The organism is uncultured Phascolarctobacterium sp. (assembly GCF_905212365.1).
In the GTDB taxonomy this organism is placed as follows: domain Bacteria; phylum Bacillota; class Negativicutes; order Acidaminococcales; family Acidaminococcaceae; genus Phascolarctobacterium_A.
Genome location: NZ_CAJMEH010000009.1, coordinates 16,471 through 40,660 on the forward strand (window position 1 = coordinate 16,471; position 24,190 = coordinate 40,660).

The window sequence follows — 24,190 nt, forward strand, 5'->3', positions numbered from 1 at the left end:
ATGCGTAAAATTGCTATTATTGGCGGTACCGGTATCTACAGCCCCGAAGCCTTGAACGGCTTTGAACAAAAGATAGTAGAAACCCCCTATGGTCAGGCCTTATGCAATATCGGCCACATGGCAGGAAATCAGGTGATTTTTATTACCCGCCATGGAGTGGGGCATAAAACGCCGCCGCATAAGGTAAATTATCGCGCTAATATTTGGGCGCTGAAAAGCTTGGGCACCGAAGAAATTTTTGCAACCACCGCTGTAGGCAGCCTTAATCCGGAAATGAAGGCCGGACATTTTGTCGTTTGCGACAATGTGCTGGACTTTACTAAAAGCCGTATCAATACCTTTTACGATACGCCGGAGCGCGGCGTGGTGCATGCGGATTTTTCCTATCCGTACTGCCCGGCTCTGCGGGAAAAGGTTATCAAATGCCTGGAAAAAACCGATATTTCTTTTCATAAGCATGGCGTTTACGTTGCTACAGAAGGCCCGCGCTTTGAAAGCGCCGCTGAAATTAAAATGTTCGCTATGCTGGGCGGCGATGTCGTTGGTATGACCAATATGCCGGAAGCTATTTTAGCCCGCGAGGCGGAAATGTGCTATACTAACTGCTCCATCGTTACCAATATGGCGGCGGGAATTTCGCCTACGCCCTTATCTCACAGCGAGGTAGTGGAGGCCATGGGCAGGAGTATTCAAAATATGGAAAAGCTGATTACCGCCTTTATCGCTTACAACGAGCCTGCCGAAGCCAGCTGCGGCTGCCACGAGGCGCTCAAGGAATTTGGCGGCTTTAAGCTGTAAGGAGCCTGCGATGGTAGAAACGATGCATTGGCAGCAGGGTGTGCTGGAGCTGTTAGATCAGACCCATCTGCCGCAGGAATGTATATTTATCGCCTGCCGCGATTACGAGCGGGTGAAGCTGGCGATTCAGCGGCTGGAGGTTCGCGGTGCGCCGGCTATCGGCGCTGCGGCCGCCTTTGCTATGGTGCTGGGTGCGCGTCAGCTTGCCGACAAGCCCGACTTTTTAGGAGCGCTGAACGCTGTGCGCGCCGATCTTATATCCGCCCGGCCTACGGCTGTCAACCTGTCCTGGGCCGCAGATAAGCAGTACCAACTGGCAGTAAAGCTGCATGAGCAGGATTACGCGCCCTATAAAATTATTGGCGAGCTGGAAAAAGCCGCTGTCAAAATTTATAACGAAGATATTGCCCGCAATAAAAAAATGGGCGAGTACGGCGCTGCCGTGCTGCCGCAGGACGCAGTAGTACTGACCCACTGCAACGCCGGAGCTTTGGCTACCTGCGGCTGGGGCACGGCCCTGGGCGTACTGCGCACCGCTCATTCGCAGGGCAAGCTGCGTATGGTTTACGCTGACGAAACGCGGCCCTTGCTGCAAGGCGCGCGGCTGACAGCCTATGAGCTGGCAGAGGATGATTTGCCAGTGACGCTGATTACAGATAATATGGCGGCCTGGACTATGAAAACCAAGGGCGTCAACGCCGTGATTGTGGGTGCTGACCGTATTGCGGCCAATGGCGACGCGGCTAATAAAATAGGAACCTATGGCGTGGCCTTGGCGGCCAAAGCTCACGGCATTCCCTTTTATATTGCCGCTCCGGTAAGCACCTTTGATTTTACGCTGACCAGCGGCGAGCAGATTCCCATTGAGGAGCGGGCTGCCGAAGAAGTCAAAAGCTTCCGCAGCGAGCAGACTGCGCCAGCCGGTGTGGACGTTTTTAACCCGGCTTTCGACGTAACTCCGTCGGAGCTGATTGCCGGTATCATTACTGAATATGGCGTGATTCGCGCGCCCTATATAGAAAATATTCAAGAGCTGCAGAAGCAGAGCAAGGAGGATTTTTAGTACATGGAAAGCATCATTAAGGATATTAAGCTGGCGCCTTTAGGCCATCAGCGCATTGCCTGGGCCAAGGAATATATGCCCCTGCTGAATATTTTGAATGAGGAATACAGCAAGACGAAGCCCTTTAAAGGCTTGAATATGGTCGTAACCATTCATTTGGAGGCTAAGACCGCATATTTGGCGCTGGTGCTGAAAAATGCCGGCGCGAACGTAGTCGTAACCGGCAGCAATCCTTTGTCCACTCAGGACGAGATTGCCGCAGCCCTGGTTGACAGCGGCGTTACCGTTTTTGCAACTCACGCCTGCACTAATGAAGAATACGATATGTATCTGCGCGAAGCCCTGAAGGTAGAGCCCGACTTGATCATCGACGACGGCGGCGATTTAGTAAATATGCTGCACGGCGAACGCCGCGATTTGATTGGCAAGCTGCTGGGCGGCAGCGAAGAAACCACCACCGGCGTACATCGTTTGAAGGCGCTGGCTACCGCCGGTCATCTGGCTTTCCCCATGATTGCCGTTAACGACGCTTACTGCAAGTATTTGTTCGATAACCGTTACGGTACCGGTCAATCCTCCTGGGACGGCATTATGCGCACTACCAATCTGTCCGTAGCTGGCAGAACCGTTGTCGTAGCCGGTTACGGCTGGTGCGGCAAGGGCGTGTCCATGCGCGCCAAGGGCTTGGGCGCTAACGTAATCGTTACCGAAGTCGACCCCATTAAAGGCATCGAAGCGGTATTCGACGGCTTCCGTGTTATGCCCATGCAGGAGGCGGCTAAGTACGGCGATATTTTCGTTACCGTAACTGGCTGCAAGGACGTTATTACCAAAGAGCATATGAAGGTGATGAAGAACGGCGCAGTTATGTGCAATGCCGGTCACTTTGACGTGGAAATCAATAAGCATCATCTGGAGGAGCTGTCCGTTGCTGCTCCTTACGAGGTGCGCAAAAATATTATGACCTATACCATGGCCGACGGCCGCAAGCTGAATCTGCTGGGCGAGGGCCGTTTGGTAAATCTGGCCTGCGGCGACGGCCATCCCATCGAAATTATGGATTTGTCCTTCGCTATGCAGTTCCTGGCTATGAAGTATCTGCTGGAGCATAAGGGCGCTATGGAAAATAAATTGTATGTGCTGCCGGAAGAGCTGAATACGGAAATTGCCTCCTTGAAGCTGCACGCTATGGGCGCGGGCATCGATACTCTGACCGAGGAGCAAAAGGCTTATCTGGCCGCCGAATAATGATGGATAAGTATTTATCTGCCAACGAAGCCCGTGCCGCTATCGTGGAAATGGGGCACAGGCTGATAGAAAAGCGTTTGGTCGCCGGCTCCTGGGGCAACATCAGCTGCCGCGCAGGCCAGCAGACCATCGCGATTACGCCGTCCGGGCGCGGTTACGAGCATTTAGCGCCCAGCGACGTAGTGCTGCTGGATAATACGGGCTGCGTTGTCGACGGCGAGCGCATTCCGTCTTCGGAAAGCAAGCTGCATGTGGCAATTTATGCAGCCTGCCCTGAGGCCCAGGCCGTAATTCATACTCACAGTATTTATGCCAGCGCTTTAGCAGCCATGCGCCGTCCTGTTCCGGCCATCATCGAGGACATTGTGCAGATTTGCGGCGGCAGCGTTAACTGCGCCGAATATGCCTTTCCCGGTACGCAGGAGCTGGCCGACGCCGCAGTGAAGGCTTTGGCCGGACGCAAGGCGGCGCTGCTGGCTAATCACGGTGCGGTGTGCTGGGGCAAATCTCTTGACGACGCGCTGGTGGTTGCCGAAATTTTGGAAAAGGCGGCGCAGATTGCCGTTATCTGCTCCAGCTGCGGCGGCAAGGTATACGAGCTGGACGAGGCCGACGCCGCAGCAATGCACAGCTTTTACGAACAGCATTATTCCAAACGGCAAATGGGCGAAGAATAAGGAGTGATATTTTGAGCAAGCTGCTGATTAAAAATATCGAGCTTTTACATACTACCAACGGGCAAATGCAGTGCATTGCCGTGGAGAACGATAAAATTACCTATGTAGGCATAGACACGCCTGCGGATATGGAAGGCGCCGAAATTATCGACGGCAAGGGCAAGCTGGCTACGGCAGGTATGGTCAATACCCACGGCCACGTTTCTATGACGCTGCTGCGCAGCTATGCCGACGATATGGCGCTGATGGACTGGCTGGAAAATCAGATTTGGCCCATTGAAGCCAAAATGAACGCCAACGATATTTACTGGGGCGCTATGCTGGGCATCGTGGAAATGCTGAAAAGCGGCACGACCTGCTTTGCCGATATGTACGCCTTTATGGAGGACGTGGCCCGCGCCTGCGCCGAAACCGGCATTCGCGCCAACTTGTGCCGCGGTCTTATAGGCGTAGCTCCCGATAAAGACGTCAAACTGGCGGAAAATAATACGCTGGCTGAAAACTGGCAGGGCTACGACAACGGACGCATTCGCGTTACCTACGGCCCGCACGCGCCCTATACCTGCCCGGTGCCTTACCTGGAAAAGGTTATTGAGGCAGCGGCGGAACACAAAGCGGAAATTCAAATGCACCTGTGCGAAACAAAATTTGAAGTGGAAAGCTGCGTTAAGGAGCATGGCGTAACGCCCATCAAGCTGATGGACAGCCTGGGCATGTTCGAGCTGGGCACTATCGCCGCTCACTGCGTACACCTGACCGACGAGGATATGGATATTATGGCCGCTAAAAAAGTGCGCGTAGCCCACAATCCGCAGAGCAACCTGAAGCTGGCCAGCGGTATCGCGCCGGTTGCGGCTATGCTGCAAAAAGGCATCTGCGTTGGCCTGGGCACCGACGGCGCGTCCAGCAATAATAATCTGGATATGCTGGAGGAATGCCGTGCCGCAGCTATGCTGCACAAGGCTACTACTTTCGATCCGTTGGCAGTGCCTGCGTCCAAAGCCTGGGCGATGGCTACGGAGGACGGCGCTAAGACCTTGGGCTTTGCGCAGCTGGGTCGCTTGGAAGCAGGCCAGCTGGCGGATATTGTGCTGTGGGATATGCACAAGCCCTACTGGTACCCGCGCCACAACAAGCTGTCCCAGCTGGTTTACGCAGCTAACAGCAGCGATGTGGACACGGTTATTGTCGCCGGTAAAAAGGTTGTGGAGCAGGGCAGGCTGCTGACCTTCGACGAGGAAAAAATTTACGCCGAGGCTGAAGCCTGCGCGCAAAGGCTTATCAATAAATAAGAGCATCATACGAGGAGAAATATTATGGCAAAAATCATCACCAAGGAAAATATCGCTCCCGCTGTCTACGAGATGGTCGTGGAAGCGCCGCTGGTTGCGCATAAGTGCCAGCCCGGACAATTTGTAATCGTGCGCACCGACGAATACGGCGAGCGCGTACCGCTGACCATCGCCGATTTTGACAGAGAGCAGGGAACCATTACGCTGATTATTCAAGCTATCGGCAACAGCACTACGCAGCTGTGCACTGAGTTCAACGCAGGCGACGACATTCTGGACGTAGTAGGGCCTTTGGGCCGTCCGTCGGAAATGGGCAAATTCGGCACTGTGGTAGTTGTCGGCGGCGGCATCGGCGTAGCGCCGGTGTATCCTATCGCCCGCGCATACCACGAACTGGGCAATAAGGTTATCGCTATTATCGGCGCGCGTAATAAGGACCTGGTTATTTGGCAGGATAAAATGGCGGCCATCAGCGGCGAGCTGATCGTTACCACCGACGACGGCAGCGCAGGCCGCAAGGGCTTCGTTACCGACCCGCTGCGGGAAATGCTGGAGGCCGGCGAAAAAATCGATTTAACTCTGGCTATCGGCCCCGTTATTATGATGAAAAACGTAGCCGCAGTAACCAAACCCTTCGGCGTTAAAACTACCGCCAGCCTGAACACCATCATGGTGGACGGCACCGGTATGTGCGGCGGCTGCCGCGTCATGGTAGGCGGAGAAAATAAATTCGCCTGCGTCGACGGGCCGGAATTTGACGCGCATCAGGTAGATTTTGCTAATCTGGTAATGCGCCAGCAAATGTACAAGAACCAGGAAGCACTGGAATATAGCTGCGGAGGTCATTGCAAATGCGTGGAGGAATGAGAAACCCGATGCCGGAGCAGCCGGCTAATGTTCGCAATAAAAATTTTGAAGAGGTAGCTCTTGGCTACACCAGGGAAATGGCTGTGGACGAGGCGCAGCGCTGCCTGAATTGTCCCAAACCGCGCTGCGTGATGGGCTGCCCGGTAAACATAGAAATTCCGGCGTTTATCCACGCCGTAGCTCAAGAAGATTTTGCCGAAGCCTTTAAGATTCTGAAACGCAAAACTACGCTGCCCGCCGTTTGCGGCCGCGTGTGCCCCCAGGAAAATCAGTGCGAGGGCAAATGCGTTTTGGGCATTAAGGGCGAGCCTGTGGCTATCGGCCGCCTGGAGCGCTTTGTAGCCGATTACGCTCGCGAGCATGGACTGGACGCTGTGGACGAACCTCTGCCGGAGCGCAAGGGCCAAAAGGTAGCCATCGTCGGCAGCGGTCCCAGCGGCTTGACCTGCGCAGGCGATTTGGCTAAGCTGGGCTACGACGTGACCCTGTTTGAAGCTTTGCACGCGCCCGGCGGCGTGCTGATGTACGGCATTCCGCAGTTCCGTCTGCCAAAGGAAATTGTGCAGCACGAAATTGCCGCGCTCAAGCAAATGGGCGTGAAGATTGTGGTCAACGCCGTTATCGGCCGCACCTTCACTATCAAAGAGCTGATGGAGGAGGAAGGCTTCAACGCCGTTTACGTTGGCACCGGCGCAGGCCTGCCGCACTTTATGAATATTCCCGGAGAAAATTTAAACGGCGTTTATGCGGCCAACGAATTTTTAACCCGCGTAAATTTGATGAAGGCTTATCAATTCCCCCATGTAGCGACCCCCGTCTATGTGGGCAAGCGCGCCGCTATCGTTGGCGCAGGCAACGTGGCTATGGACGCTGCGCGTACTGCCAAGCGCTTGGGCGCGGAAGAAGTTTACATTGTTTACCGCCGCAGCAAGGAAGAAATGCCCGCCCGCAAAGAGGAAATCGGCCACGCCGAAGAAGAAGGCATCGAGCTGCGCCTTTTGAATAATCCTGTAGCCATTGTCGGCGACGATAAGGGCTGGGTAAAGGGCCTGCAATGCGTAAAAATGGAGTTGGGCGAGCCTGACGCCAGCGGCCGCCGCAGTCCCGTAGCTATCCCCGGCAGCGAATACGTGCTGGACGTGGATATGGTGGTTATGGCTATCGGCCAGGGGCCTAACCCACTGATTAAGGATACCACTCCCGATTTGGAGGTCAACAAGCGCGGCAATATCGTAGCCGACGCGGCAGGGGCGACCTCTATCCCCGGTGTTTTTGCCGGCGGCGATATCGTTACCGGCGCTGCTACCGTTATTTCGGCTATGGGCGCAGGCAAGAAGGCTGCCGCTGCTATCGACGAGTATTTGAGCAAATAAATAATATTTTTGTACATACAAAAGCTCCCGCTTCATAACGAAACGGGAGCTAAATTTTTGATTATAATTTTTCCCTTACGCTTTAGAACTTCCGAACAAGCTCTTGCGAGCGGTGAAGAAGAGGGCGATAGCCAGAATAAAGAGGACAGTCCCCAGAGCGGCGGTGATGATATGCGCAGCCATGTTAGCGGCGATAATCTGCACCAGAGCCACCAGCGTTACGCAGAACATAAAGATCATGGGGATAACAACCATCAGATTGTTTTTACCCACGCTCTTCAGCCATACGCCAACAGCCAACAGGGATAGAGCAGCCAACAGCTGGTTAGCAGCGCCGAAAATCGGCCAGATAGTCAGGTAAGAACCCAAGGACATATAACCGGACAGTACAACGGTAATAGCGGTTGCTACATACGGATTGGTCAGCATGCTGCCTTTAGCTGCGCCGCTTTCAGCTTCAATTTTGGTGAACAGCTCTTGGAAGATAAAACGGCCCAAGCGGGTAGAGGTATCCAGAGTAGTCATAGCGAATGCGGAAATGGTCAGAGCCACAAAGCCTTTAGCTACGCCGAAGGAGAAGCCCAAAGTAGTCATGAAAGTACCAACGCCGTCAGCAAATACGTTTACCGGGCCGCCGGCTTTGAGCAATTCAGTCAGCTTGTCGCCGCCTACATAACCAACGGCTACAACGGAAACAACGGCCAGCACACCTTCCAGCAGCATGGAGCCATAACCGATCAAGCGGGCGTTGCCCTCGCTGTCCAGCTGCTTAGATGTAGTACCGGAGGATACCAGGGAGTGGAAGCCGGAAATAGCGCCGCAGGCAACGGTTACGAACAACATGGGAAACATGGGATTGCTGCCATTGCCGGAGGGATCAAAGGTAGTGATTGCAGGCAGCTGCATGGTGGGCTGATACAAAATAATGCCAAGCAATGCGAAAGCGATGCAGGCATACAGCAGGAAGGAGTTCAGATAATCGCGGGGCTGCAGCAGAATCCATACAGGCGCGATAGAAGCGATAAAGATGTAGGCCATCAGAATGCAAACCCAGGTGTTTTTGGTCAAAACCAGCGGGAACATGTTGCCCAAAGCGATGCACACCACCAGCAGGATAACGCCGGCTACGGTGCCGATTTTAAAGCTCAGGCCGCCGCGGTATACTGCCAAGCCAAAGGCTACGGCCAACACGATAAAGAGCATGGAAGCGGTAGCAGCCTGCGGGCTGGCTACGAAGGTAGCGGCTACGATATTGGCGAAAGCAGCGATTACTACCAGCAGCGTTACATAAGCGAAAATGGAGAAGAGGAACTTGCCGCTCTTGCCCAAGGTAGCTTCGATGATTTGGCCGATGGTTTTGCCGTCAAAACGAACGGAAGCGAACAAAGAACCAAAATCATGTACGCCGCCAAAGAAAATGCTGCCGAATAAAATCCACAGCATAACAGGGACCCAGCCGAATACAGCTGCGGTAATGGGGCCAACGATAGGGCCTGCGCCTGCGATAGAGGAGAAATGGTGACCCATCAGCACTGCCGGAGGGGTAGGCATGTAGTCAACATCGTCGCGTAATCTTTCAGCCGGCGTTTTGCGCGTGGGGTCGATGCCCCATTGCTTGCACAGCCAGGCGCCGTAAACAGTGTAGGCAATGAAGAAAATGATCATTGAGCCTACTAATAACATAAAACCACTCATAAACAACATCCTTTCTTTTTCTTTGCGTCTTTGCAAATAAAGTTATGAGAAAAATAAGAGCATATCAGCACTATATATTGTGCCAAATATAGCAATAGTATAGCATATTTCAGCGTTTTGTCAACGAAATAGTCAGAAAGTCTTGAAACAAAAATACCGGAGTGAGAGAAAACCAAAAAGCTGTTAAGATAGATACAGAAATATCTTCCTAACAGCTGGAACTATATATTAATGAGGAAAATCGAAATAAGCGGCAGTTTTGCGTCCGGCCTTATTATATGAAAGCTGCCGGTTCGGCAGGTCTGCAATAAATACGGCCAGGTCCGACCACCCCTTGAGGGAAAAGCAATAGTCCTTGTGATATTTAAAATTAGTCAGCTCCTGCTGCACCGATGGCTCCAAACCATTTTCACAAACAAGAACTAAAGCGAACAGGCTGTTCATATGCTCCGTAGTCGTAACTAAATTCTGCATTTTTTGGCGCAGATAATTTAAATAGGGCTGTGCCATAGCCATAGTTAGCGGCTGCTCAAAGCGCTGCACATAAAGATATTCGTTATGCTGCACGCTGTAGGTTTTAATGCTTGGCACAATAAAATAGCCCTCGTCCGCCGCGTTCAGCTCCGCAACGAGAGCAAAGGGCAGCTCTTCCGGCGCAGGCTTGCGGTCAAAATAGCGCTGGAGCCGCTGCTGCAAAAGCTGTAAATAGGCTTGTCCGTCCATATTTCTACCGTCCTTCATCTATAAATAGGCGCATTTGCCTCGCTTTTATGCTTCTTTAGTATACGCTATCAGCGTCCGCTTGTCCATAGACTGTCGCAAAATCGCTTCTTGGTGTGAAGAATATGCTAATTTTATTTTGTAAGCAACATATAAAGATATTTTTATGATATACTATAGTTATCCTGATAAAATTTATACGAGGTGAGATACATGCAATTTCCAATTGTTTTGGGCGTCAGCGCCCGTCATGCGCACCTGTGCCGCGAGCATATGGATATTCTTTTCGGTAAGGGCAGCGAGCTGCATCCTAAAAAAGCCATTGGCCAGCCCGGCCAATATGCTTCCGAAGAACAGATTACTATGGTAACTCCCAAGGATTCTATGAAGCTGCGCGTTATCGGCCCGCTGCGTCCGGAAACTCAAATCGAGCTTTCTCTGACCGACGCCCGCAAGGTAGGGCTGAACGCGCCTATTCGCAACAGCGGCGACATCGCAGGCTCGGCAGGCGCTAAGCTTATTGGCCCGGCAGGCGAGCTGGAGCTTAAAGAAGGCATTATTATTGCAGCCCGTCACGTACATCTTTATCCTGAAACTGCCGCTAAGTACGGCCTTAAGGACGGCGATATTGTAGATATCCAAACGGAGGGCGAACGCAGCCTGACGCTGCATAACGTATTAGTACGCGCAGGCGTAAAGCACGCCGACGAGGTGCATATCGATACGGACGAAGCCAATGCCTGCAATTTGGACAGCGGCGTCATGGTGAATATCGTTTATCATAAATAAAACAGTAATCTACGGGGAGGGTTGACAATGAAAAAAAGTGCGGCGTTAGCAGCAGCGCTTGTTCTATGCGCCAGTCAGGCCTGGGCCTATGATAATTTACAAGCGGGCTACAGCGTTCAGGATAAAGAGCCGTTCTACAAAATGGCCAGCAGTAAGCTGTACGCTTATTCCAACTTCAGCTCGGCGTCCTTAGCTAAGCTGGAGCGCATGGACCAAACCAGCGTGCATTTAATAAACTATTATACTGCCGATGAAATGGAAAGTATCCTAGGCGAAAAATTCAGTACAGATTATTTTGTCAAGCAGTACGAGAAGATGGCTTTGCTGCAGCGCTCGCAGCTGGATGTGCGCACCGTTCCCAGTCTTCTTGTCGATATGGAGCGTTATGCGGCTCATGAAAATAAAAATAATCTTTTGCCGCAGCAGCAGCTTGTTCTTAAAGAACAGCTGCAAAAGCTAAAGCCGATTATTAGCGTAAGTAAAATCAGCGGACGAAATGTTATAAATATTTCTTATTTATATAAGCAAAATCAAGACCTGGTAGCCGTGGATACCAGCCTGTTATCCGCTAACGACCGGCTGTATATGTTATCTACGGTAACTATCGACGAGCAAGCGCTAGCAGAAACGCAAGCGGACGACGACGCAGCTGATGTAGAGCAGGACAACACATCTAAGACCTATTCTAAAAACGGCAAAACTACAGAAGCAGGCATGAGCTCCGGTAAATTCAGCAATAAATTAAGCGAAGCCTTAGCCAAAGCTCTGCAGGTTGAAAATGTCAACCCTGACGATATTGATAAAAGCAAGCTGAAATATTTTGCTCAAGCGCATAATAAGTTCGTCAAAGGCTTTAAAACGCTGGCTCCGATTGACGCTGCCGCACCGGTAAGCTTTACGGACGCTACCGCACAGAAAACTATGACGCTGCCGCAGGACTGGTTTTACGGTCAAATACAGTTCAAGGAAAAAGAAGCCGCAGGCACCTTTACTGTGGCCGCATCTTTGCCGACAATGCAGAAAATAGCCAGTGAATTAGATTATGTAGGTTTATTTTCTATTTTAGATACTGCTCCCGCTCACAGCACAGAAATAGATACGGAAGCAGGCACTGGTGACGGCGCGGCAGATGTGGTTATTCTGTCGCAAGAAGAGCAGGCTGAAAACGCAGCTTATCAAGCGAAATTGCAGGCTAAAGCGGAAGAAGAAACTCGTAAGATTCTGCGCAGCTTTGATAGCATGATGTTCACTTGCAGCTTTAGGATCAATGACAAGGATTTTCAAGAAATGCTGGCAATGCCGCGTACCAATCAGCTGGAAACAGAATTTTTCCTTCAGCAAAGCCTGGAAAATCTGAAGCGTTACAATAACGATTATTTTTCCTTGAAGGACTATTCCTACGACCTTGATTTTAGACAAGAAAAAGCCGTTATCAATATTAACAGCAAAATAAGCCTGTTAAAAGATTTTGAGTTTACTAATTTTCTGCGTTTAGCTTCCTTGTCTAATAACGTAGGCAGTATGTTATTTTATACGCATAAAAGCGACGCAGCGCCGGATGAGCAAATTATGAAAGATATCGACAAATGGCAATTTTGATTTGCTTGATTGATTGGCGCGAGTAATTTATCGCAAATGCGGAAATCGTTTGTGAGAAAAAGCGAAAATTTTACATAATATACATTATCGGACGTAAAATATTATATCACACTGCTGTTTGACGAAATTAGTTTTATCTGTTATAATGAAGCTGCAAAGTAAATCATAAACACTTGATTGGAGGTTCTGAACATGGGCAGAAGAAAAGCGCTTCCCCCTGATTTTGATGGCAATTATACCGAAGATATGCTTTCCGAGCGTCAGCGTAATATTTTGAAATTTGTCCGCGATTTTATTAATCATAAGGGCTATCCTCCCGCAGTACGCGAAATTGGCGCGGCTGTTGGTTTATCTTCCAGCGCCAGCGTACACAATCATTTAAAAAGATTGCAGGAGTTTGGCTTTATTCAACGCGACGCAGCTAAACCGCGCGCTTTGGAGTTAATGTCTGAAAGCGATGCCTGGAGAAATAAGCTGTTGGTTCCCGTACCGTTAGTTGGTAAGGTTACGGCAGGCGTACCGATTTTAGCAGTAGAAAACATCGAAGAAACTTATCCTATTCCCCGCGACCTGATTGGCTGCGACGACGACGTATTTATGCTTTCCGTTTGCGGCGACAGCATGACTAACGCCGGTATTTTGGATCACGACTATATTATAGCCCGCAAGCAGAATTTTGCTAATAACGGCGATATCGTAGTCGCTTTAATCGACGGCGAAGAAACTACGGTTAAGCGTTACTTCCGCGAACTGCGCAGCGTGCGCTTGCAGCCGGAAAACGATAAGTATAAGCCCATCGTAGGCTCCGACAATATTCAGGTATTGGGTAAGGTTATCTCCGTTTTCCGTATGCTGTAAGCTATTTGAGTGTAAAACAACTGCATAATAGCATTATAGTGACGTCATACTTATATCAAAACTATCCAGAGCAGCTCTATCAAGAGCTGCTTTCTTGCTATTCAAAGAATTATGCGCTACAATAATGATAAGTAAAATAAAGGAGAAAAATTTTTATGTCGCATCCTATTAAAGATATTATCGCCAGCGCACAGAACGCTTATGCCGCAGAGCAAAGCACCCGCAATCTAACCGCGCTGCTACAGGCCGTCAGCAATATTATGCAGGAGGACGCTGAAATATTGATTCCCGTTGTGCCCAATGCTGCGGGCGGCCAAATCAGTATTTTAACCCATACGGCGGAAGACGATTTAGTTTATGCAGCCGCTTATTCCAGTGCGGACGCCGTCGGCGGCTGCGATACAGCGAACACTATAGCCCGGCCTTTAATAAATTATTGCGAAGCCATTCTGCAAATGGAAGGAATTGCCGGTATCGTCTTTAACCCCCAGTCCCCTGCTCCCGTTACGCTGCAAAAGAAAATGCTGCGGGAGCTTCTGCAAAACGCGCAGCAGCAGCCTTTAAAAAGCGGCGTTTCGCTGTGGCGCGGCGACATCACCACGCTGGACTGCGACGTAATCGTCAACGCCGCCAACAGCTCGCTTTTAGGCGGCGGCGGTGTGGACGGAGCCATTCATCGCGCTGCCGGGCCGCAGCTGTTAGCCGAATGCAAAACTCTGAACGGCTGCCGGACGGGCGAAGCAAAAATTACCTTCGGCTACAACTTGCCTGCCCGCTACGTTATCCACACTGTAGGCCCCATTTACGCAGGCAAGGTCAGCCAACGCCTGGAGCTGGCCGACTGCTACCGCAATAGTCTTAACCTGGCCAGGGAATACCATTTGCACAGCATCGCCTTTCCCGCCATTTCCACCGGCGCTTACGGCTATCCTGTGGAGGAAGCGGCACGCATTGCGCTGCTGACCGTAACCCAATGGCTCAACAATAATCCCGACTATGCCATGAAAATTATCCTGACCTGCTATAACAGCGCCGTTTATAAAGCTTACCAAGAGCTTATCGACGCTGCCAAGCGCGGCGCACTGGCATAAAAAAATCAGCGTACCCTACTCTGCTTATCCATGCAGAACTTAGGGTACGCTTTTTATTTTTATGTATTCATATAGGTGGAAACAGCGTTTGTTTCCTATCGTGAAACGCTAGGGGAAACATTTATTTTGTTTATTCAGCTGTTGATAATAGCCGTAAACTTGTCTTTATTGGCTTCGATGGGCTGCTTGCCGCCCACAACGCACAGCAAGCCGTCGCTGAGCATATCCTCCACTACCTTGCCCAAGGCCTGCAAATCGGCGTTAGTCACGTCCAGCACCTCGTCGCGGATACGCTGACGCAGCTCTTCCGGAATCTGCTTCAAATATTGCAGCGCCGCCTGGTCCAAACGCATACTGTTGGTCAATGGCGTATCCATACCGCTGATGGTGCCGATAACGTATTTATCCAGCTCGCGGGCAGGAAATTCCACCGTTTGCAGCCAAGCAGGCAGCGTCTTGTAGGCCTCCAAAGATTTTGCCAGCTGCGGGTCACGGTAAGAAGCGAAAACGCCTAGGCCGTTCAGCTCAAAACGAGCCGTTGCGCCGTAAGCGCCGCCCTGAATACGAATCTTCGTCCACAGATATTCGTACCGCAAAATGGTTTCCAGCACCCGCATAGCGCCGGTATACTTATGGCCAAATTTGGCAAAGCTGCCGCCTGCCGCCACATACTGCACCTTGCCCGCCGTGGTGATGCCCTCGTTATGCCCTGGCACAGGCAAAAATTCCGGTGCGACGGCTACGGGAGCCTCCGGCAACTGAGCCGCAAAGTCCAAACATTGCGCCTTCACCTGCTCCTTATCCTCCGCGTCGCAGGAATAGAACAGCGTAAAGCGGCTCTTTTGGAAAAACAGCGCCAGCAAGCTTTGCAACTGCTGCAAAACAGCAGCGCCCTGCTCGGCAAAATTATCGCTGAGCTTTTTCAAAAATTGATAATAGCTGAACTGATCCTGCTCGTTGGCGCGAGCGCCCGCCGCGCAGTAGGAATATAAACGCGCAATAGCGACAGTCTGCCCGCGATTGAAAAATTCATCGTCCCAATCGGTTTTGATTTCTGCCAGCAGCTCCTGGAAGCGCTGCACATCGTTCAGCAAACTTTCCGTACCGATGGCCTGCAGCAAATCGAAAACATGGGGCAGATTTTGCAGCAAAGCTTTGGCCTTCACGCTGAAATATAAACGGTAAGCGTCCGCGTTTTCCGCCTCGGAAACGGCGCGCACGTTAAAGGTAATGCCGCCGGTGTACATAATGCCATAAGTAGACAGCTCCTGATAGCTGTAACGCTTTGTATTGAATTTGCCCAAAACGTCGGACAGCAGGAAGCATAAGGGCAGCTGCGCCGCCGGTACGCCGCTGATATCGAAATACCAATTAGTATAAGCAATTTTATTGGTAACGGCAGGAACGAAAACCAAACGCTGATTGGCTTCACCCTCCTCCACTTTTGCAATCCGCTCCGTCTGACGGCGGATATCGCTGCGCTGCAGAATGGGAATGGAAGCGCGGGCTTCCTCGCTGTCAGGTTCAGCCTGTAAGCGGTGCAGCTCGGCGCATTCGGCAGCGTACTGCGCCAGCTGCTCTTGCGTCATGCTTGCCTTCAACCGCTGCATTTTTTTCGCGGCGGCAGCCTGGTCGGCCTCCTCCTTGCCCGGCTGGGGCAGCAGCGTCACGATAACCTTATGCGTATTATCCAGCAGATAATTTTCAATCAGGCTTTCATAATAATTGCTGGCCAAGCCCTGGCGCATGGCGGCCAAAGCCTGCTCGTAGCGCAGGCCCTCAATCGGGTCGCCGCCGTACAGCCAGGTATCCAGCACGCCCAAACCGTAAATCAAGCCTTTGGGATAAGGCCCAAAATCAGACTCGCGCAGCTTAAATTCCGTAGAATTCAGCGACGCCTCCAGCAGCTTTTTATCGATGCCGTTAATCGTCAAATCCTGCAAGGTTTTATAAATCACGCTGATAAATTTATCGCGTAAATCCTTTTCGCTGCCCGCGGCGCGGATGCTGAACACAGGCTGCTGTAAGCTGCCGGTATAGCTGCCGCTGATGTTCTGCCCTACGCCCGCCGCCAGCAAAGCGCGGCGCAAGGGAGAGGATTCGCTTTCCAATAATACTGCTTCCAGCAAACGCAAGGACATACCGGTCTGTAAATCCACAGCTTTACCGGTAACTATGGACAATTCATGATAGGTTTTACCCTTGCAGTCCTCCTCTGCATCCACGGGATAGAAGGCTTCCACTTCCGCCGTCCGCGCCAAAGGCTGCTGCAGAGGAATTTCGGAATGCACCTGACCCGTTCTGCTAAAATGCGACAAATATTCCGCGTCCAGATAGGCCAGCGTGGCGTCGATATCCATATCGCCGTACAAATAGATAAAGGAATTTTCCGGACTGTAATAAGCCTTATGGAAGGCTTCAAACTGCTCCTGCGTCAGCTGCGGAATCGCGTCCGGATAGCCGCCGGACTCAAAGCGGTAGCAAGTATCGGGGAACAGCGCCTTCATCGCTTCGTTTTCCAAAAAAGCGTCGGGAGAAGAATAAACGCCCTTCATCTCGTTATAAACAACGCCGTTGTAGCTCAGCTCTCCCTCCGGGCTTTCCAGATTATAATGCCAGCCCTCCTGGCGCAGCGTATATTTATTTTCGTAAAGCAAAGGATAAAACACCGCGTCCAGATAAACGTCCATCAAATTATGAAAATCCTTGGCGTTGCGGCTGGCAACGGGATAAACAGTTTTATCTGGATAGGTCATGGCATTTAGGAAAGTGTTCAGCGAGCCCTTGACTAAATCTACAAAGGGTTCCTTTAGATGATATTTGCGCGAGCCGCATAAAGAGGAGTGCTCCAAAATATGCGCTACGCCGGTATCGTCGGCGGGAGGCGTGCGGAAGGCGACGGAAAACACCTTGTTATCATCGTCGTTAGCTAAATACAGCAGTCGCGCGCCGCTCTGCACATGCTCCATTAAATAAACAAGGGAATGCACCTCGTTGACCACGCTGCTTTGCACTACCTTAAAGCCGTGATAAATTTTATTTATTTCCAAATTCATATTGACCTCCTGTATTGTAGGTTTTGAAATCTATTTTGCCGCAATGGCATATGTTGTACATCAGCTCTCGCTTCTCCTTGCGGCTCGCGAATCCCTGTGTACAACATTATACCACACAATGATTCTTTCCGTCTTAAAAAGTATGTGAAGCCCATGCGTCCACAGCTTAAGGCTTGCACAAATCCCGCAGATTGCCTATAATAAGAAGTAAGCTGAAATTTGGAGGGATAGTAAAATGGAAGAAGCGCGCTTTACTCTGCGTATTCACCCCATCATTATGAATAAGATGAAGCATATAGCCAAAAATAACGGCCGTTCCGTCAATAAAGAAATCGAACAAATTTTAAAATGGGTCGTCGACGATTACGAGCGCAAATGCGGACGCATCGTTTTAAACGTAGACGAAATGCCCGCGGCGGGCAGCAAGCCCATAAAACCCGTCCCCGACCGTCCCATGGATATGCTTTTCAAAATCGAAAAATAAATGGTTCTCTAATAAATCTTGGGGCCTGACGAGAAAAATCAGACCTTATATATGACCTGCCTGCGGCTAAACATTGAATGTTCATTCCCCTAAGATTTTGCTGCAAAATAAGAAAAGCCAGCGTTCTTAAATGCTGGCTAACTAAAAGACTATAAATTATTTGATTAATAAATATTCTATTTATTCTTCAATTCTTCAAACAGCAGCTCATTGAGCACACGTATATATGTGCCCTTCATGCCCAGGGATTTAGTTTCTATCAAACCTGCGCTTTCAAATTTACGCAAAGCGTTAACAATGACAGAGCGAGTAATGCCTACGCGATCAGCAATTTTAGAAGCGACCAGCAAGCCTTCATTGCCATTAAGCTCGCCTAAAATATTAACGATAGCTTCCAATTCAGAATAGGACAGCGTAGAAAATGCAATCTGAACCATAGCTCTCTTGCGAATTTCATCTGCCACACGCGCTTCACGGTCATGTAAAATCTCTACGCCTAAAACCGTCGCCGCATATTCGGCTAACAGCAAATCCTCATCAGTAAATTTTCCATTGTATTTAGCGATGATAAGCGTTCCAATACGCTCACCCTTACCATAAATAGGCACAACGGTAGTCATTTTATCTTTGAAAATACATTTAGTCGCAGCTACAAATGAGCAGTTTTGATCCTGATGCGGAATATTAGCCACGGTTTCCTTAACACTCATAATAAAGTCAAGATAATCCTCAGGAAAACGCTTATCATCCAGCACCTGCTCGCGCATAATATCGCATTCAAACTCATGAATCAGAGCATAACCCTTAACGCCGCCCTTACGCCCAACAATATAAGTATTGGCCGCAATAACGTCACGCAGCAGCTTAGCAATAGCATTAAATTCTACTTTATCTCCACTTTGCAGCAGCTTATTGATTTTTCTTGTTTTCTCTAACAGCACCATAAAGAACCCCTCCTGTTCTCGTTACGCTCTGGGATGATTTTGCCTGTAGACAGCGGCTATCCTCTCCGTCGTTATATGTGTATAAATCTGTGTCGTAGCCAAATTAGCGTGCCCCAAAAGCTCCTGTACTGCGCGTAAATCCGCGCCGTGAGCTAATAGATGGGTAGCAAAGGAATGTCGAATTGTATGCGGACTGACATTTTTGCGAATGGCCAATTGGGAAATATACTTATCTAGAATACGGCGCACACTTCTGTCAGTCAAAGCTCCGCCTCTGCTATTAACAAAAACATAGTCATGCCCGGCTGCCTGATATTTTTGCATCAGCATAGCGCGTATTGTATAATAGCGACTCAGCGCGTCACAGCATTTATGCCCCAGCGGTACCAATCTTTCCTTATTACCTTTGCCTAATAAAATGACGTATCTGTTTCCTAAATCGATACGAGCCATCGTCAATCCGACCAGCTCGGACACGCGGCAGCCTGTAGCATACAATAGCTCTAAAACAGCCTGATCCCTACAGCCTAAAGCCCCGTCGTTCGGCAGCTCCAAAAGTTCGCTGACTTCTGCTTCATCCAAAAAAGAGGGCAGCTTCTTATCAAGCTTAGGAGAACGTATCTTATCTATAGGACTGGATTCTAAAATATTTTCTCTTACCAAATATTTGTAAAAGGAACGCAAAGCCGATATTCTGCGGGCAACTGTGCGTTTGGCATACTGCTTATCATTTAAATACGCCAAATAAGCACGGATATCCAAGGCTCCTACCCGCTCCCATAATAAAACTCTCTTTTGCCGCTGCTCCCAAAAATCCGCAAAGGCAGTCAAGTCCTTGCGATAATTAGACACTGTCAGCGGCGAGCAATTTTTTTCAACTGTCAGATACGTTAAAAATCTTTCAGGATATTGGTTTACGGCAGTAGACATATACGCATATCTCCTTGTTACATATCCTATCATAAAGTGCGACTAAGAGCAAGAGAATTTTTTTATTCTTCTCAATTTTCTAATAGATTGCTAAACTATATCAAGGCTTTTCCCACCAGTCCTCGCCTGCCAGGCGGTCCAAAATAATGGCCGCCGCGCCGCGCACGCACAGATGATTATAATCGCAGGGGCCGTACACAGGCTCTAAAATAAAATCAAAGCTTTTCATCGTTTCCGCTTCGATGCCGAAGCCCGTGCCGAACAAAAGCAGCACGGGACGGTCGCCCTCCTGCAGCTGCCTGCGCATAAAGCTGTAGGTCACGGTATTGGGATAAACGCGGGCGTCGGTAGTGACAATATAGGGACGCTTGCCCGTACGCTCCTCGATATCCGCAGCGGCAGCGGCAATATCCTCCAGCCAGCAGACCCGCGCCAAAGCGTCGGCCCTGTCCGGGTTATAAATTTTTCCGTAGCCCCGCTGCCAGTAGTCGATAATCTTGCTGATAATGCGCTTCTGTGGCTCCAGGGGATGAATAATATAATAGCGCTGCACATTATAGGTACGGCAGGTGCGGGAAATATCGTGAATGTCAAAATTAGTTACGGCGCTGGCAATAACCTGCATCCGCTTATTATAAATAGGATAGTGGACCAGTCCCACATATAATTCAGCCATTTTCTCCCTCCTCTGCGTTCGCTGACGCTGCGCTTTCTTCAGTGCGCAGCTCCTTAGCCGCCGCGATTTTACCGCGCAGCTCCTCCCAGAATTTGCGCTCGGACTTTTTCATTTTATAAGGCAGTTTGCCGTCGATAAGCCGCTTCTGCTCAGCCGTCAATAAATCGGGGCGAATAAAATAAGTGGCTTTCAGCGCCTCCTGCAAGCGCCAGCTGTTGATTAAAGCGTGGTTGCCGCCGCGCAGCACCTCCGGCACCGTCAACCCTTCAAAATCCACTGGCCGCGTGTACTGGGGATATTCCAAAATGCCCGTGCTGAAAGAATCCTCCTCGGCGCTGGCCAGCTTGCCCAAAACTCCCGGAATAAAACGGGCCACGGCGTCCATAACCACCAGCGCCGGCAGCTCGCCTCCCGTCAGCACATAATCGCCGATGGAAAGCTTTTCGTCCACCCAATGAAAAATGCGCTCGTCGAAGCCCTCGTAATGGCCGCAGACGAAAATCAAATCCTGACCGCAGGCCGCGTACTCCTCCACAATGCTTTGCTTGAGCGTGCGCCCGCCGGGACACATGGCGATAACCCGCGCGTTAGGCAGCTGCTCCTTGGCCTTGCGGATAGCCGCCACCATGGGCTCCGGCTTCAGCACCATGCCCGCGCCGCCGCCGAAAGGCGTGTCGTCCACCGTGCGGTGTACGTCGTGAGTAAAGTCGCGGGGGTTGACGCAGCTGATATCGATTAAGCCCTTGGCCTGCGCCCGCTGCAGAATGCTGTGGCTCGCCGCCTGCTCTATCTGCTCCGGAAATAAGGTTACAAATAAAAATTTCATGCTTCGTCAACCCATTCCGGCAGCGTTACCACAATGCGTTTTTCCTCCGGATTGATTTCTTTAACGTAAATTTTCAGCGCCGGCAGCAGAATATCCTTCGCGCCGGGCACGGCGATAACGTACACGTCGTTGCTGCCCGTAGTCAAAGCGTCCTTAAAGGTTCCGATCTGCGCACCCTGCTCGTCGTAAACCGGCAGCCCGATAAGGTCGGCCACATAAAATTGCCCTTCCTCCAGCTCCGGCAAATCGTCGGAGTTAATCAAAACCTCCTGGCCCCGCAGCAGCTCCGCTTCATTCATCGAATTTATTTCCGCAACTGTCGCCAGCACCATGCGCTTGTGAAAGCGGGCGTGCTTCAGCGTCAGCCTGCGTCCGTCCGCCAGCAATAAATAATCCAGCTCTAAAAATTGTTCCGGCTTTTCAGTCAATGGCAGAATACGAATATCGCCCCGCACACCGTGCGGAGCGACGATTTTGCCAATTACTATTTGGTTATTCATGGATCACTCGCGGAAGGCGATAATCTTGCCGTCTTCCGTAAGAATTTCCGCGCCCATCAAAGCATCGATATTGGTGCCCACGGTAATTTCCACAGTACGCTCTAAAGTACCGTGACCGATTTCGGCGCCCATTTCCAAAGCTTCGGCTCTTTTCAGCTTGGCTTCGGCTTCCGCTTTAGCGGCGGTGCGTTTTTGTCTTTCGATGTCGATTTGCTCACGCAAAGCCGGCAGCATGCTCAAATCGTTGGCAGCCTGATGCAAAGCCTTTTTGGCCTGGAATTCAAATTGCTCCAGATCAAGCTCCATATTCTTTATAGTGTTTTGGAGATCTCCAATAATTTTCAATTTTAAATCTTCAGTCACTTTCGCTTTGACAGCAACAGGAACCCTTACAGTCATTTTATCCATAGTTATACCATCCTCAATTATATAATCTCGACAATAACCTTTACATTTTCGCGGGTTGCCACTGCTTTCATCACGGTTCTGATAGCTTTGGCGATGCGGCCCTGTTTTCCGATAACTTTACCCATATCTTCAGAAGCGACATGGAGGCGGAGTACCGTAGTTGTTCCGGTAATTTCCTCCTCCACTGCAACTGCAGAGGGATTACTTACAAGAGACTTGGCCATTACTTCTACCAATTCCTTCATGTAGCTCACGCCCCTCTAAATTATTTTGCTGCTTTAGCTTCAGCAAATTGTTTCATAATGCCATTTTTGCTGAACAGGTTCTTAACGGTATCGGTCGGCTGCGCGCCTTTGGACATCCAGTCCACAGCTTTTTCTGCGTCGATTTTTACGTTAGCCGGATTAACGGTGGAATCGTAATAACCGATGGATTCGATGAATCTGCCGTCACGAGGAGAACGAGCGTCTGCTACAACGATACGATAAAAAGGAGCTTTTTTAGCGCCCATACGTTTTAAACGAATTTTTACTGCCATGTTGATTTTCACCTCCTTAAACTAATCTTGCACAACATGGGACTTTTTTATTAGTGTCCAAAGGGAAGCTTAAAGCCGCCCTTGGAAGCAAACTTAGCCATACCCTGCATCCGCTTCATCATCTTTTTGCTTTCTTCAAAATTTTTCAGAAGCTTATTAACGTCCTGCACGCGCATACCGCAGCCTTGGGCGATGCGTTTGGGGCTGCCGTTAATGATATCAGGATTGCGCCTTTCTTTCGGCGTCATGGAGCGAATGATGGCCTCGATGCGGTCAAATTCCTTTTCGTCCACCTTGGCCTCTTTCAGCTTTTGGCTGATGCCGCCCATGCCGGGAATCAAGCCCAGAATGGTTTCCAGCGAGCCCAGCTTCTTCACCTGCTGCATCTGGTCCAAAAACTGCTCTAAGGTAAATTCATCCTTGCGCAGCTTTTTTTCCATCTCCAGCGCTTTGGCCAAATCGGTAGTGGACTGAATTTTTTCCACAAGAGTCAGGATATCGCCCATGCCCAGAATACGGGAAGCCATACGGTCGGGATGGAAGGGCTCCAAAGCGTCCAGCTTTTCGCCCAAACCAATCAATTTCACCGGCTTGCCGGTTACGGCCTTCACGGACAGCACTGCGCCGCCGCGGGCGTCGCCGTCCAGCTTAGTCACGATTAAGCCGTCGATGCCCAGCTCGCTGTTAAAGCTTTCGGCAACGGTTACGGCGTCCTGACCGGTCATCGCGTCGACAACCAAAAGAATTTCCTGCGGATTAACCGCGCCTTTAATATTGCGCAGCTCGTCCATCAGCTCTTCGTTAATATGTAAACGGCCTGCGGTATCGATAATAATCGTATCACATGCCAGGCTATGCGCCTTTTCCAAGGATTTCTGCGCAATTTCTACAGGAGAAACCTTGTCGCCCATGGTAAACACGGGCACGTTAAGCTGCTCGCCCAAAACCTGCAGCTGGGTAATTGCGGCGGGACGGTAAACGTCGCCTGCAACCAGCAGGGGTCTTTTCTTTTTGCGCTTTAAATAATTGGCCAGCTTGCCGGCGGTCGTAGTCTTGCCTGCGCCCTGCAGGCCCACCAACATAATGACGGTCGGCGGCTTGGGAGCAACGGCCAGCTTGCTTTGCGTGCCGCCCAAAAGCTCTATCAATTCCTCGTTGACGATTTTAATAATCTGCTGGTGCGGGTTCAGCCCCTCGCTGACCTCGGAGCCCAAAGCGCGCTCCTTCACGCGGGAAACGAAATCCTTAACCACCTTAAAGTTTACGTCGGCCTCCAGCAAAGCCATGCGCACCTCGCGCAGAGGAGCCTTTAAATCCTCTTCCGTCAGCTTGCCGCTGCCGCGAAACATCTTTAACGCATTTTGTAATCTTTCGGATAAACTTTCAAACGCCATCTCTTTTACCTACCTTCGCCGCAGATTTTTTGCAGAATCCTGACGGCTTCGTCTTTTTTCTCTCTATCGTCACAGCCCAAAAGGCCCATAACCTCGTGCAGCTTTTGGTGCAGCGCCTCCTCTTGCGCCAGCACGCCCAAAGCCAGCTCGTAACGCTCCAGAATCTGCTCCACTCTTTTAAGCAGGTCGTGCACAGCCTGACGGGAAACGCCCAGCTCCTCGGAAATTTCACTCAAGGATAAATCGTCGTAAAAATATAAGCTCAGGCAGGCGCGCTGCTTGTCCGTAAGCAAGCTGCCGTAAATGTCAAACAGCCGGCCCAAACGCATACGCTGTTCAAAAATTTCTTCCGCTGACATAATCC

25 protein-coding genes and 1 pseudogene are annotated in these 24,190 nt (G+C 50.4%); 13 read left to right on the top strand and 13 right to left on the bottom strand.

What is annotated here, in order from left to right; translation table 11 throughout:
* The 7 genes from mtnP to gltA are packed head-to-tail and all read left to right on the top strand — an operon-like array spanning nucleotide 1 to nucleotide 7,318.
* The gene (gene mtnP / locus QZ105_RS02835; protein ID WP_293728338.1) at nucleotides 1-798 is read left to right on the top strand and encodes an S-methyl-5'-thioadenosine phosphorylase; all 798 of its coding nucleotides are present in this window, start codon (nucleotides 1-3) and stop codon (nucleotides 796-798) included.
* Nucleotides 799-808: 10 nt separating this feature from the next.
* Nucleotides 809-1,861 carry an S-methyl-5-thioribose-1-phosphate isomerase gene (gene mtnA / locus QZ105_RS02840; RefSeq protein ID WP_293728339.1) on the top strand — a complete coding sequence of 351 codons (1,053 nt, stop codon included), beginning with the start codon at nucleotides 809-811 and terminating at the stop codon, nucleotides 1,859-1,861.
* A 3-nt stretch (nucleotides 1,862-1,864) separates the two neighbouring features.
* Nucleotides 1,865-3,109 (top strand): adenosylhomocysteinase, encoded by a 1,245-nt coding sequence (locus QZ105_RS02845; protein ID WP_293728340.1) that lies wholly within the window; start codon nucleotides 1,865-1,867, stop codon nucleotides 3,107-3,109.
* Nucleotides 3,109-3,786 carry a class II aldolase/adducin family protein gene (locus QZ105_RS02850; protein ID WP_293728341.1) on the top strand — a complete coding sequence of 226 codons (678 nt, stop codon included), beginning with the start codon at nucleotides 3,109-3,111 and terminating at the stop codon, nucleotides 3,784-3,786. The genes QZ105_RS02845 and QZ105_RS02850 overlap by 1 nt, the downstream gene beginning before the upstream one ends.
* An 11-nt stretch (nucleotides 3,787-3,797) precedes the next feature.
* On the top strand, nucleotides 3,798-5,078 hold the full coding sequence (locus QZ105_RS02855; RefSeq protein ID WP_293728342.1) for an amidohydrolase: 1,281 nt from the start codon (nucleotides 3,798-3,800) through the stop codon (nucleotides 5,076-5,078).
* Nucleotides 5,079-5,102: 24 nt separating this feature from the next.
* A complete protein-coding gene (locus tag QZ105_RS02860; protein WP_293728343.1) occupies nucleotides 5,103-5,945 on the top strand; it encodes a sulfide/dihydroorotate dehydrogenase-like FAD/NAD-binding protein in 843 nt (280 codons plus the stop codon).
* Complete coding sequence (gltA, locus tag QZ105_RS02865) at nucleotides 5,930-7,318, top strand: NADPH-dependent glutamate synthase (RefSeq protein ID WP_293728344.1); 1,389 nt, start codon at nucleotides 5,930-5,932, stop codon at nucleotides 7,316-7,318. The genes QZ105_RS02860 and gltA overlap by 16 nt, the downstream gene beginning before the upstream one ends.
* A gap of 75 nt (nucleotides 7,319-7,393) precedes the next feature.
* On the opposite strand, the gene QZ105_RS02870 is transcribed toward gltA, so the two are convergent.
* Together QZ105_RS02870 and QZ105_RS02875 are read right to left on the bottom strand one after the other, a co-directional pair.
* Nucleotides 7,394-9,013 (bottom strand): carbon starvation protein A, encoded by a 1,620-nt coding sequence (locus QZ105_RS02870; RefSeq protein ID WP_293728345.1) that lies wholly within the window; start codon nucleotides 9,011-9,013, stop codon nucleotides 7,394-7,396.
* A gap of 228 nt (nucleotides 9,014-9,241) precedes the next feature.
* The gene (locus QZ105_RS02875) at nucleotides 9,242-9,736 is read right to left on the bottom strand and encodes a hypothetical protein (protein WP_293728346.1); all 495 of its coding nucleotides are present in this window, start codon (nucleotides 9,734-9,736) and stop codon (nucleotides 9,242-9,244) included.
* A gap of 210 nt (nucleotides 9,737-9,946) precedes the next feature.
* Between QZ105_RS02875 and pduL the strand changes: the two genes are divergently transcribed.
* From pduL to QZ105_RS10515, 5 genes and pseudogenes are all read left to right on the top strand, one after another.
* On the top strand, nucleotides 9,947-10,522 hold the full coding sequence (pduL, locus tag QZ105_RS02880) for a phosphate propanoyltransferase (RefSeq protein ID WP_293728347.1): 576 nt from the start codon (nucleotides 9,947-9,949) through the stop codon (nucleotides 10,520-10,522).
* 27 nt (nucleotides 10,523-10,549) lie between these two features.
* The gene (locus QZ105_RS02885; RefSeq protein WP_293728348.1) at nucleotides 10,550-12,121 is read left to right on the top strand and encodes a hypothetical protein; all 1,572 of its coding nucleotides are present in this window, start codon (nucleotides 10,550-10,552) and stop codon (nucleotides 12,119-12,121) included.
* Nucleotides 12,122-12,313: 192 nt separating this feature from the next.
* Nucleotides 12,314-12,979: a transcriptional repressor LexA gene (lexA, locus tag QZ105_RS02890; RefSeq protein ID WP_293728349.1), complete on the top strand. Its 666-nt coding sequence runs from the start codon at nucleotides 12,314-12,316 to the stop codon at nucleotides 12,977-12,979.
* A 155-nt stretch (nucleotides 12,980-13,134) separates the two neighbouring features.
* A pseudogene (locus QZ105_RS10510) lies at nucleotides 13,135-13,497 on the top strand (SseB family protein); the annotation flags it as partial.
* 3 nt (nucleotides 13,498-13,500) lie between these two features.
* Nucleotides 13,501-14,070 (top strand): O-acetyl-ADP-ribose deacetylase, encoded by a 570-nt coding sequence (locus QZ105_RS10515; RefSeq protein ID WP_366935968.1) that lies wholly within the window; start codon nucleotides 13,501-13,503, stop codon nucleotides 14,068-14,070.
* Between the two features lie 134 nt (nucleotides 14,071-14,204).
* Here QZ105_RS10515 and QZ105_RS02900 read toward each other — a convergent pair whose 3' ends face one another.
* The gene (locus QZ105_RS02900) at nucleotides 14,205-17,126 is read right to left on the bottom strand and encodes an insulinase family protein (RefSeq protein ID WP_293728351.1); all 2,922 of its coding nucleotides are present in this window, start codon (nucleotides 17,124-17,126) and stop codon (nucleotides 14,205-14,207) included.
* Nucleotides 17,127-17,361: 235 nt separating this feature from the next.
* Between QZ105_RS02900 and QZ105_RS02905 the strand changes: the two genes are divergently transcribed.
* Nucleotides 17,362-17,610: an Arc family DNA-binding protein gene (locus QZ105_RS02905; protein WP_293728352.1), complete on the top strand. Its 249-nt coding sequence runs from the start codon at nucleotides 17,362-17,364 to the stop codon at nucleotides 17,608-17,610.
* A 176-nt stretch (nucleotides 17,611-17,786) separates the two neighbouring features.
* On the opposite strand, the gene codY is transcribed toward QZ105_RS02905, so the two are convergent.
* The 10 genes from codY to ylxM all read right to left on the bottom strand — a co-directional run bounded on the left by codY (nucleotide 17,787) and on the right by ylxM (nucleotide 24,185).
* Nucleotides 17,787-18,554, bottom strand: a complete 768-nt coding sequence (gene codY, locus QZ105_RS02910; protein ID WP_293728353.1) for a GTP-sensing pleiotropic transcriptional regulator CodY — start codon at nucleotides 18,552-18,554, stop codon at nucleotides 17,787-17,789.
* Nucleotides 18,555-18,575: 21 nt separating this feature from the next.
* Nucleotides 18,576-19,484: a tyrosine recombinase XerC gene (xerC, locus tag QZ105_RS02915; protein ID WP_293728354.1), complete on the bottom strand. Its 909-nt coding sequence runs from the start codon at nucleotides 19,482-19,484 to the stop codon at nucleotides 18,576-18,578.
* Between the two features lie 100 nt (nucleotides 19,485-19,584).
* A complete protein-coding gene (locus tag QZ105_RS02920; RefSeq protein ID WP_293728355.1) occupies nucleotides 19,585-20,160 on the bottom strand; it encodes an RNA methyltransferase in 576 nt (191 codons plus the stop codon).
* Complete coding sequence (trmD, locus tag QZ105_RS02925) at nucleotides 20,153-20,986, bottom strand: tRNA (guanosine(37)-N1)-methyltransferase TrmD (RefSeq protein ID WP_293728356.1); 834 nt, start codon at nucleotides 20,984-20,986, stop codon at nucleotides 20,153-20,155. The genes QZ105_RS02920 and trmD overlap by 8 nt, the downstream gene beginning before the upstream one ends.
* Nucleotides 20,983-21,486 carry a ribosome maturation factor RimM gene (gene rimM, locus QZ105_RS02930; protein WP_293728357.1) on the bottom strand — a complete coding sequence of 168 codons (504 nt, stop codon included), beginning with the start codon at nucleotides 21,484-21,486 and terminating at the stop codon, nucleotides 20,983-20,985. Before rimM ends, trmD begins: the two co-directional genes overlap by 4 nt.
* Before the next feature lie 3 nt (nucleotides 21,487-21,489).
* Nucleotides 21,490-21,894 carry a YlqD family protein gene (locus QZ105_RS02935; RefSeq protein ID WP_293728358.1) on the bottom strand — a complete coding sequence of 135 codons (405 nt, stop codon included), beginning with the start codon at nucleotides 21,892-21,894 and terminating at the stop codon, nucleotides 21,490-21,492.
* 17 nt (nucleotides 21,895-21,911) lie between these two features.
* Nucleotides 21,912-22,139 carry a KH domain-containing protein gene (locus QZ105_RS02940; protein WP_293728359.1) on the bottom strand — a complete coding sequence of 76 codons (228 nt, stop codon included), beginning with the start codon at nucleotides 22,137-22,139 and terminating at the stop codon, nucleotides 21,912-21,914.
* A 20-nt stretch (nucleotides 22,140-22,159) separates the two neighbouring features.
* Nucleotides 22,160-22,432 carry a 30S ribosomal protein S16 gene (gene rpsP, locus QZ105_RS02945; protein ID WP_293728360.1) on the bottom strand — a complete coding sequence of 91 codons (273 nt, stop codon included), beginning with the start codon at nucleotides 22,430-22,432 and terminating at the stop codon, nucleotides 22,160-22,162.
* Nucleotides 22,433-22,482: 50 nt separating this feature from the next.
* On the bottom strand, nucleotides 22,483-23,826 hold the full coding sequence (gene ffh, locus QZ105_RS02950) for a signal recognition particle protein (protein WP_293728361.1): 1,344 nt from the start codon (nucleotides 23,824-23,826) through the stop codon (nucleotides 22,483-22,485).
* A gap of 5 nt (nucleotides 23,827-23,831) precedes the next feature.
* The gene (gene ylxM, locus QZ105_RS02955; RefSeq protein WP_293728362.1) at nucleotides 23,832-24,185 is read right to left on the bottom strand and encodes a YlxM family DNA-binding protein; all 354 of its coding nucleotides are present in this window, start codon (nucleotides 24,183-24,185) and stop codon (nucleotides 23,832-23,834) included.
* Nucleotides 24,186-24,190 lie beyond the last annotated feature (5 nt).

Coding starts and splice junctions, on each gene's coding strand:
- mtnP (WP_293728338.1), top strand. CDS start 1: ATGCGTAAAATTGCTATTATTGGCGGTACCGGTATCTACAGCCCCGAA.
- mtnA (WP_293728339.1), top strand. CDS start 809: ATGGTAGAAACGATGCATTGGCAGCAGGGTGTGCTGGAGCTGTTAGAT.
- QZ105_RS02845 (WP_293728340.1), top strand. CDS start 1,865: ATGGAAAGCATCATTAAGGATATTAAGCTGGCGCCTTTAGGCCATCAG.
- QZ105_RS02850 (WP_293728341.1), top strand. CDS start 3,109: ATGATGGATAAGTATTTATCTGCCAACGAAGCCCGTGCCGCTATCGTG.
- QZ105_RS02860 (WP_293728343.1), top strand. CDS start 5,103: ATGGCAAAAATCATCACCAAGGAAAATATCGCTCCCGCTGTCTACGAG.
- gltA (WP_293728344.1), top strand. CDS start 5,930: ATGCGTGGAGGAATGAGAAACCCGATGCCGGAGCAGCCGGCTAATGTT.
- QZ105_RS02870 (WP_293728345.1), bottom strand. CDS start 9,013: ATGAGTGGTTTTATGTTATTAGTAGGCTCAATGATCATTTTCTTCATT.
- QZ105_RS02875 (WP_293728346.1), bottom strand. CDS start 9,736: ATGGACGGACAAGCCTATTTACAGCTTTTGCAGCAGCGGCTCCAGCGC.
- pduL (WP_293728347.1), top strand. CDS start 9,947: ATGCAATTTCCAATTGTTTTGGGCGTCAGCGCCCGTCATGCGCACCTG.
- QZ105_RS02885 (WP_293728348.1), top strand. CDS start 10,550: ATGAAAAAAAGTGCGGCGTTAGCAGCAGCGCTTGTTCTATGCGCCAGT.
- lexA (WP_293728349.1), top strand. CDS start 12,314: ATGGGCAGAAGAAAAGCGCTTCCCCCTGATTTTGATGGCAATTATACC.
- QZ105_RS10515 (WP_366935968.1), top strand. CDS start 13,501: ATGCTGCGGGAGCTTCTGCAAAACGCGCAGCAGCAGCCTTTAAAAAGC.
- QZ105_RS02900 (WP_293728351.1), bottom strand. CDS start 17,126: ATGAATTTGGAAATAAATAAAATTTATCACGGCTTTAAGGTAGTGCAA.
- QZ105_RS02905 (WP_293728352.1), top strand. CDS start 17,362: ATGGAAGAAGCGCGCTTTACTCTGCGTATTCACCCCATCATTATGAAT.
- codY (WP_293728353.1), bottom strand. CDS start 18,554: ATGGTGCTGTTAGAGAAAACAAGAAAAATCAATAAGCTGCTGCAAAGT.
- xerC (WP_293728354.1), bottom strand. CDS start 19,484: ATGTCTACTGCCGTAAACCAATATCCTGAAAGATTTTTAACGTATCTG.
- QZ105_RS02920 (WP_293728355.1), bottom strand. CDS start 20,160: ATGGCTGAATTATATGTGGGACTGGTCCACTATCCTATTTATAATAAG.
- trmD (WP_293728356.1), bottom strand. CDS start 20,986: ATGAAATTTTTATTTGTAACCTTATTTCCGGAGCAGATAGAGCAGGCG.
- rimM (WP_293728357.1), bottom strand. CDS start 21,486: ATGAATAACCAAATAGTAATTGGCAAAATCGTCGCTCCGCACGGTGTG.
- QZ105_RS02935 (WP_293728358.1), bottom strand. CDS start 21,894: ATGGATAAAATGACTGTAAGGGTTCCTGTTGCTGTCAAAGCGAAAGTG.
- QZ105_RS02940 (WP_293728359.1), bottom strand. CDS start 22,139: ATGAAGGAATTGGTAGAAGTAATGGCCAAGTCTCTTGTAAGTAATCCC.
- rpsP (WP_293728360.1), bottom strand. CDS start 22,432: ATGGCAGTAAAAATTCGTTTAAAACGTATGGGCGCTAAAAAAGCTCCT.
- ffh (WP_293728361.1), bottom strand. CDS start 23,826: ATGGCGTTTGAAAGTTTATCCGAAAGATTACAAAATGCGTTAAAGATG.
- ylxM (WP_293728362.1), bottom strand. CDS start 24,185: ATGTCAGCGGAAGAAATTTTTGAACAGCGTATGCGTTTGGGCCGGCTG.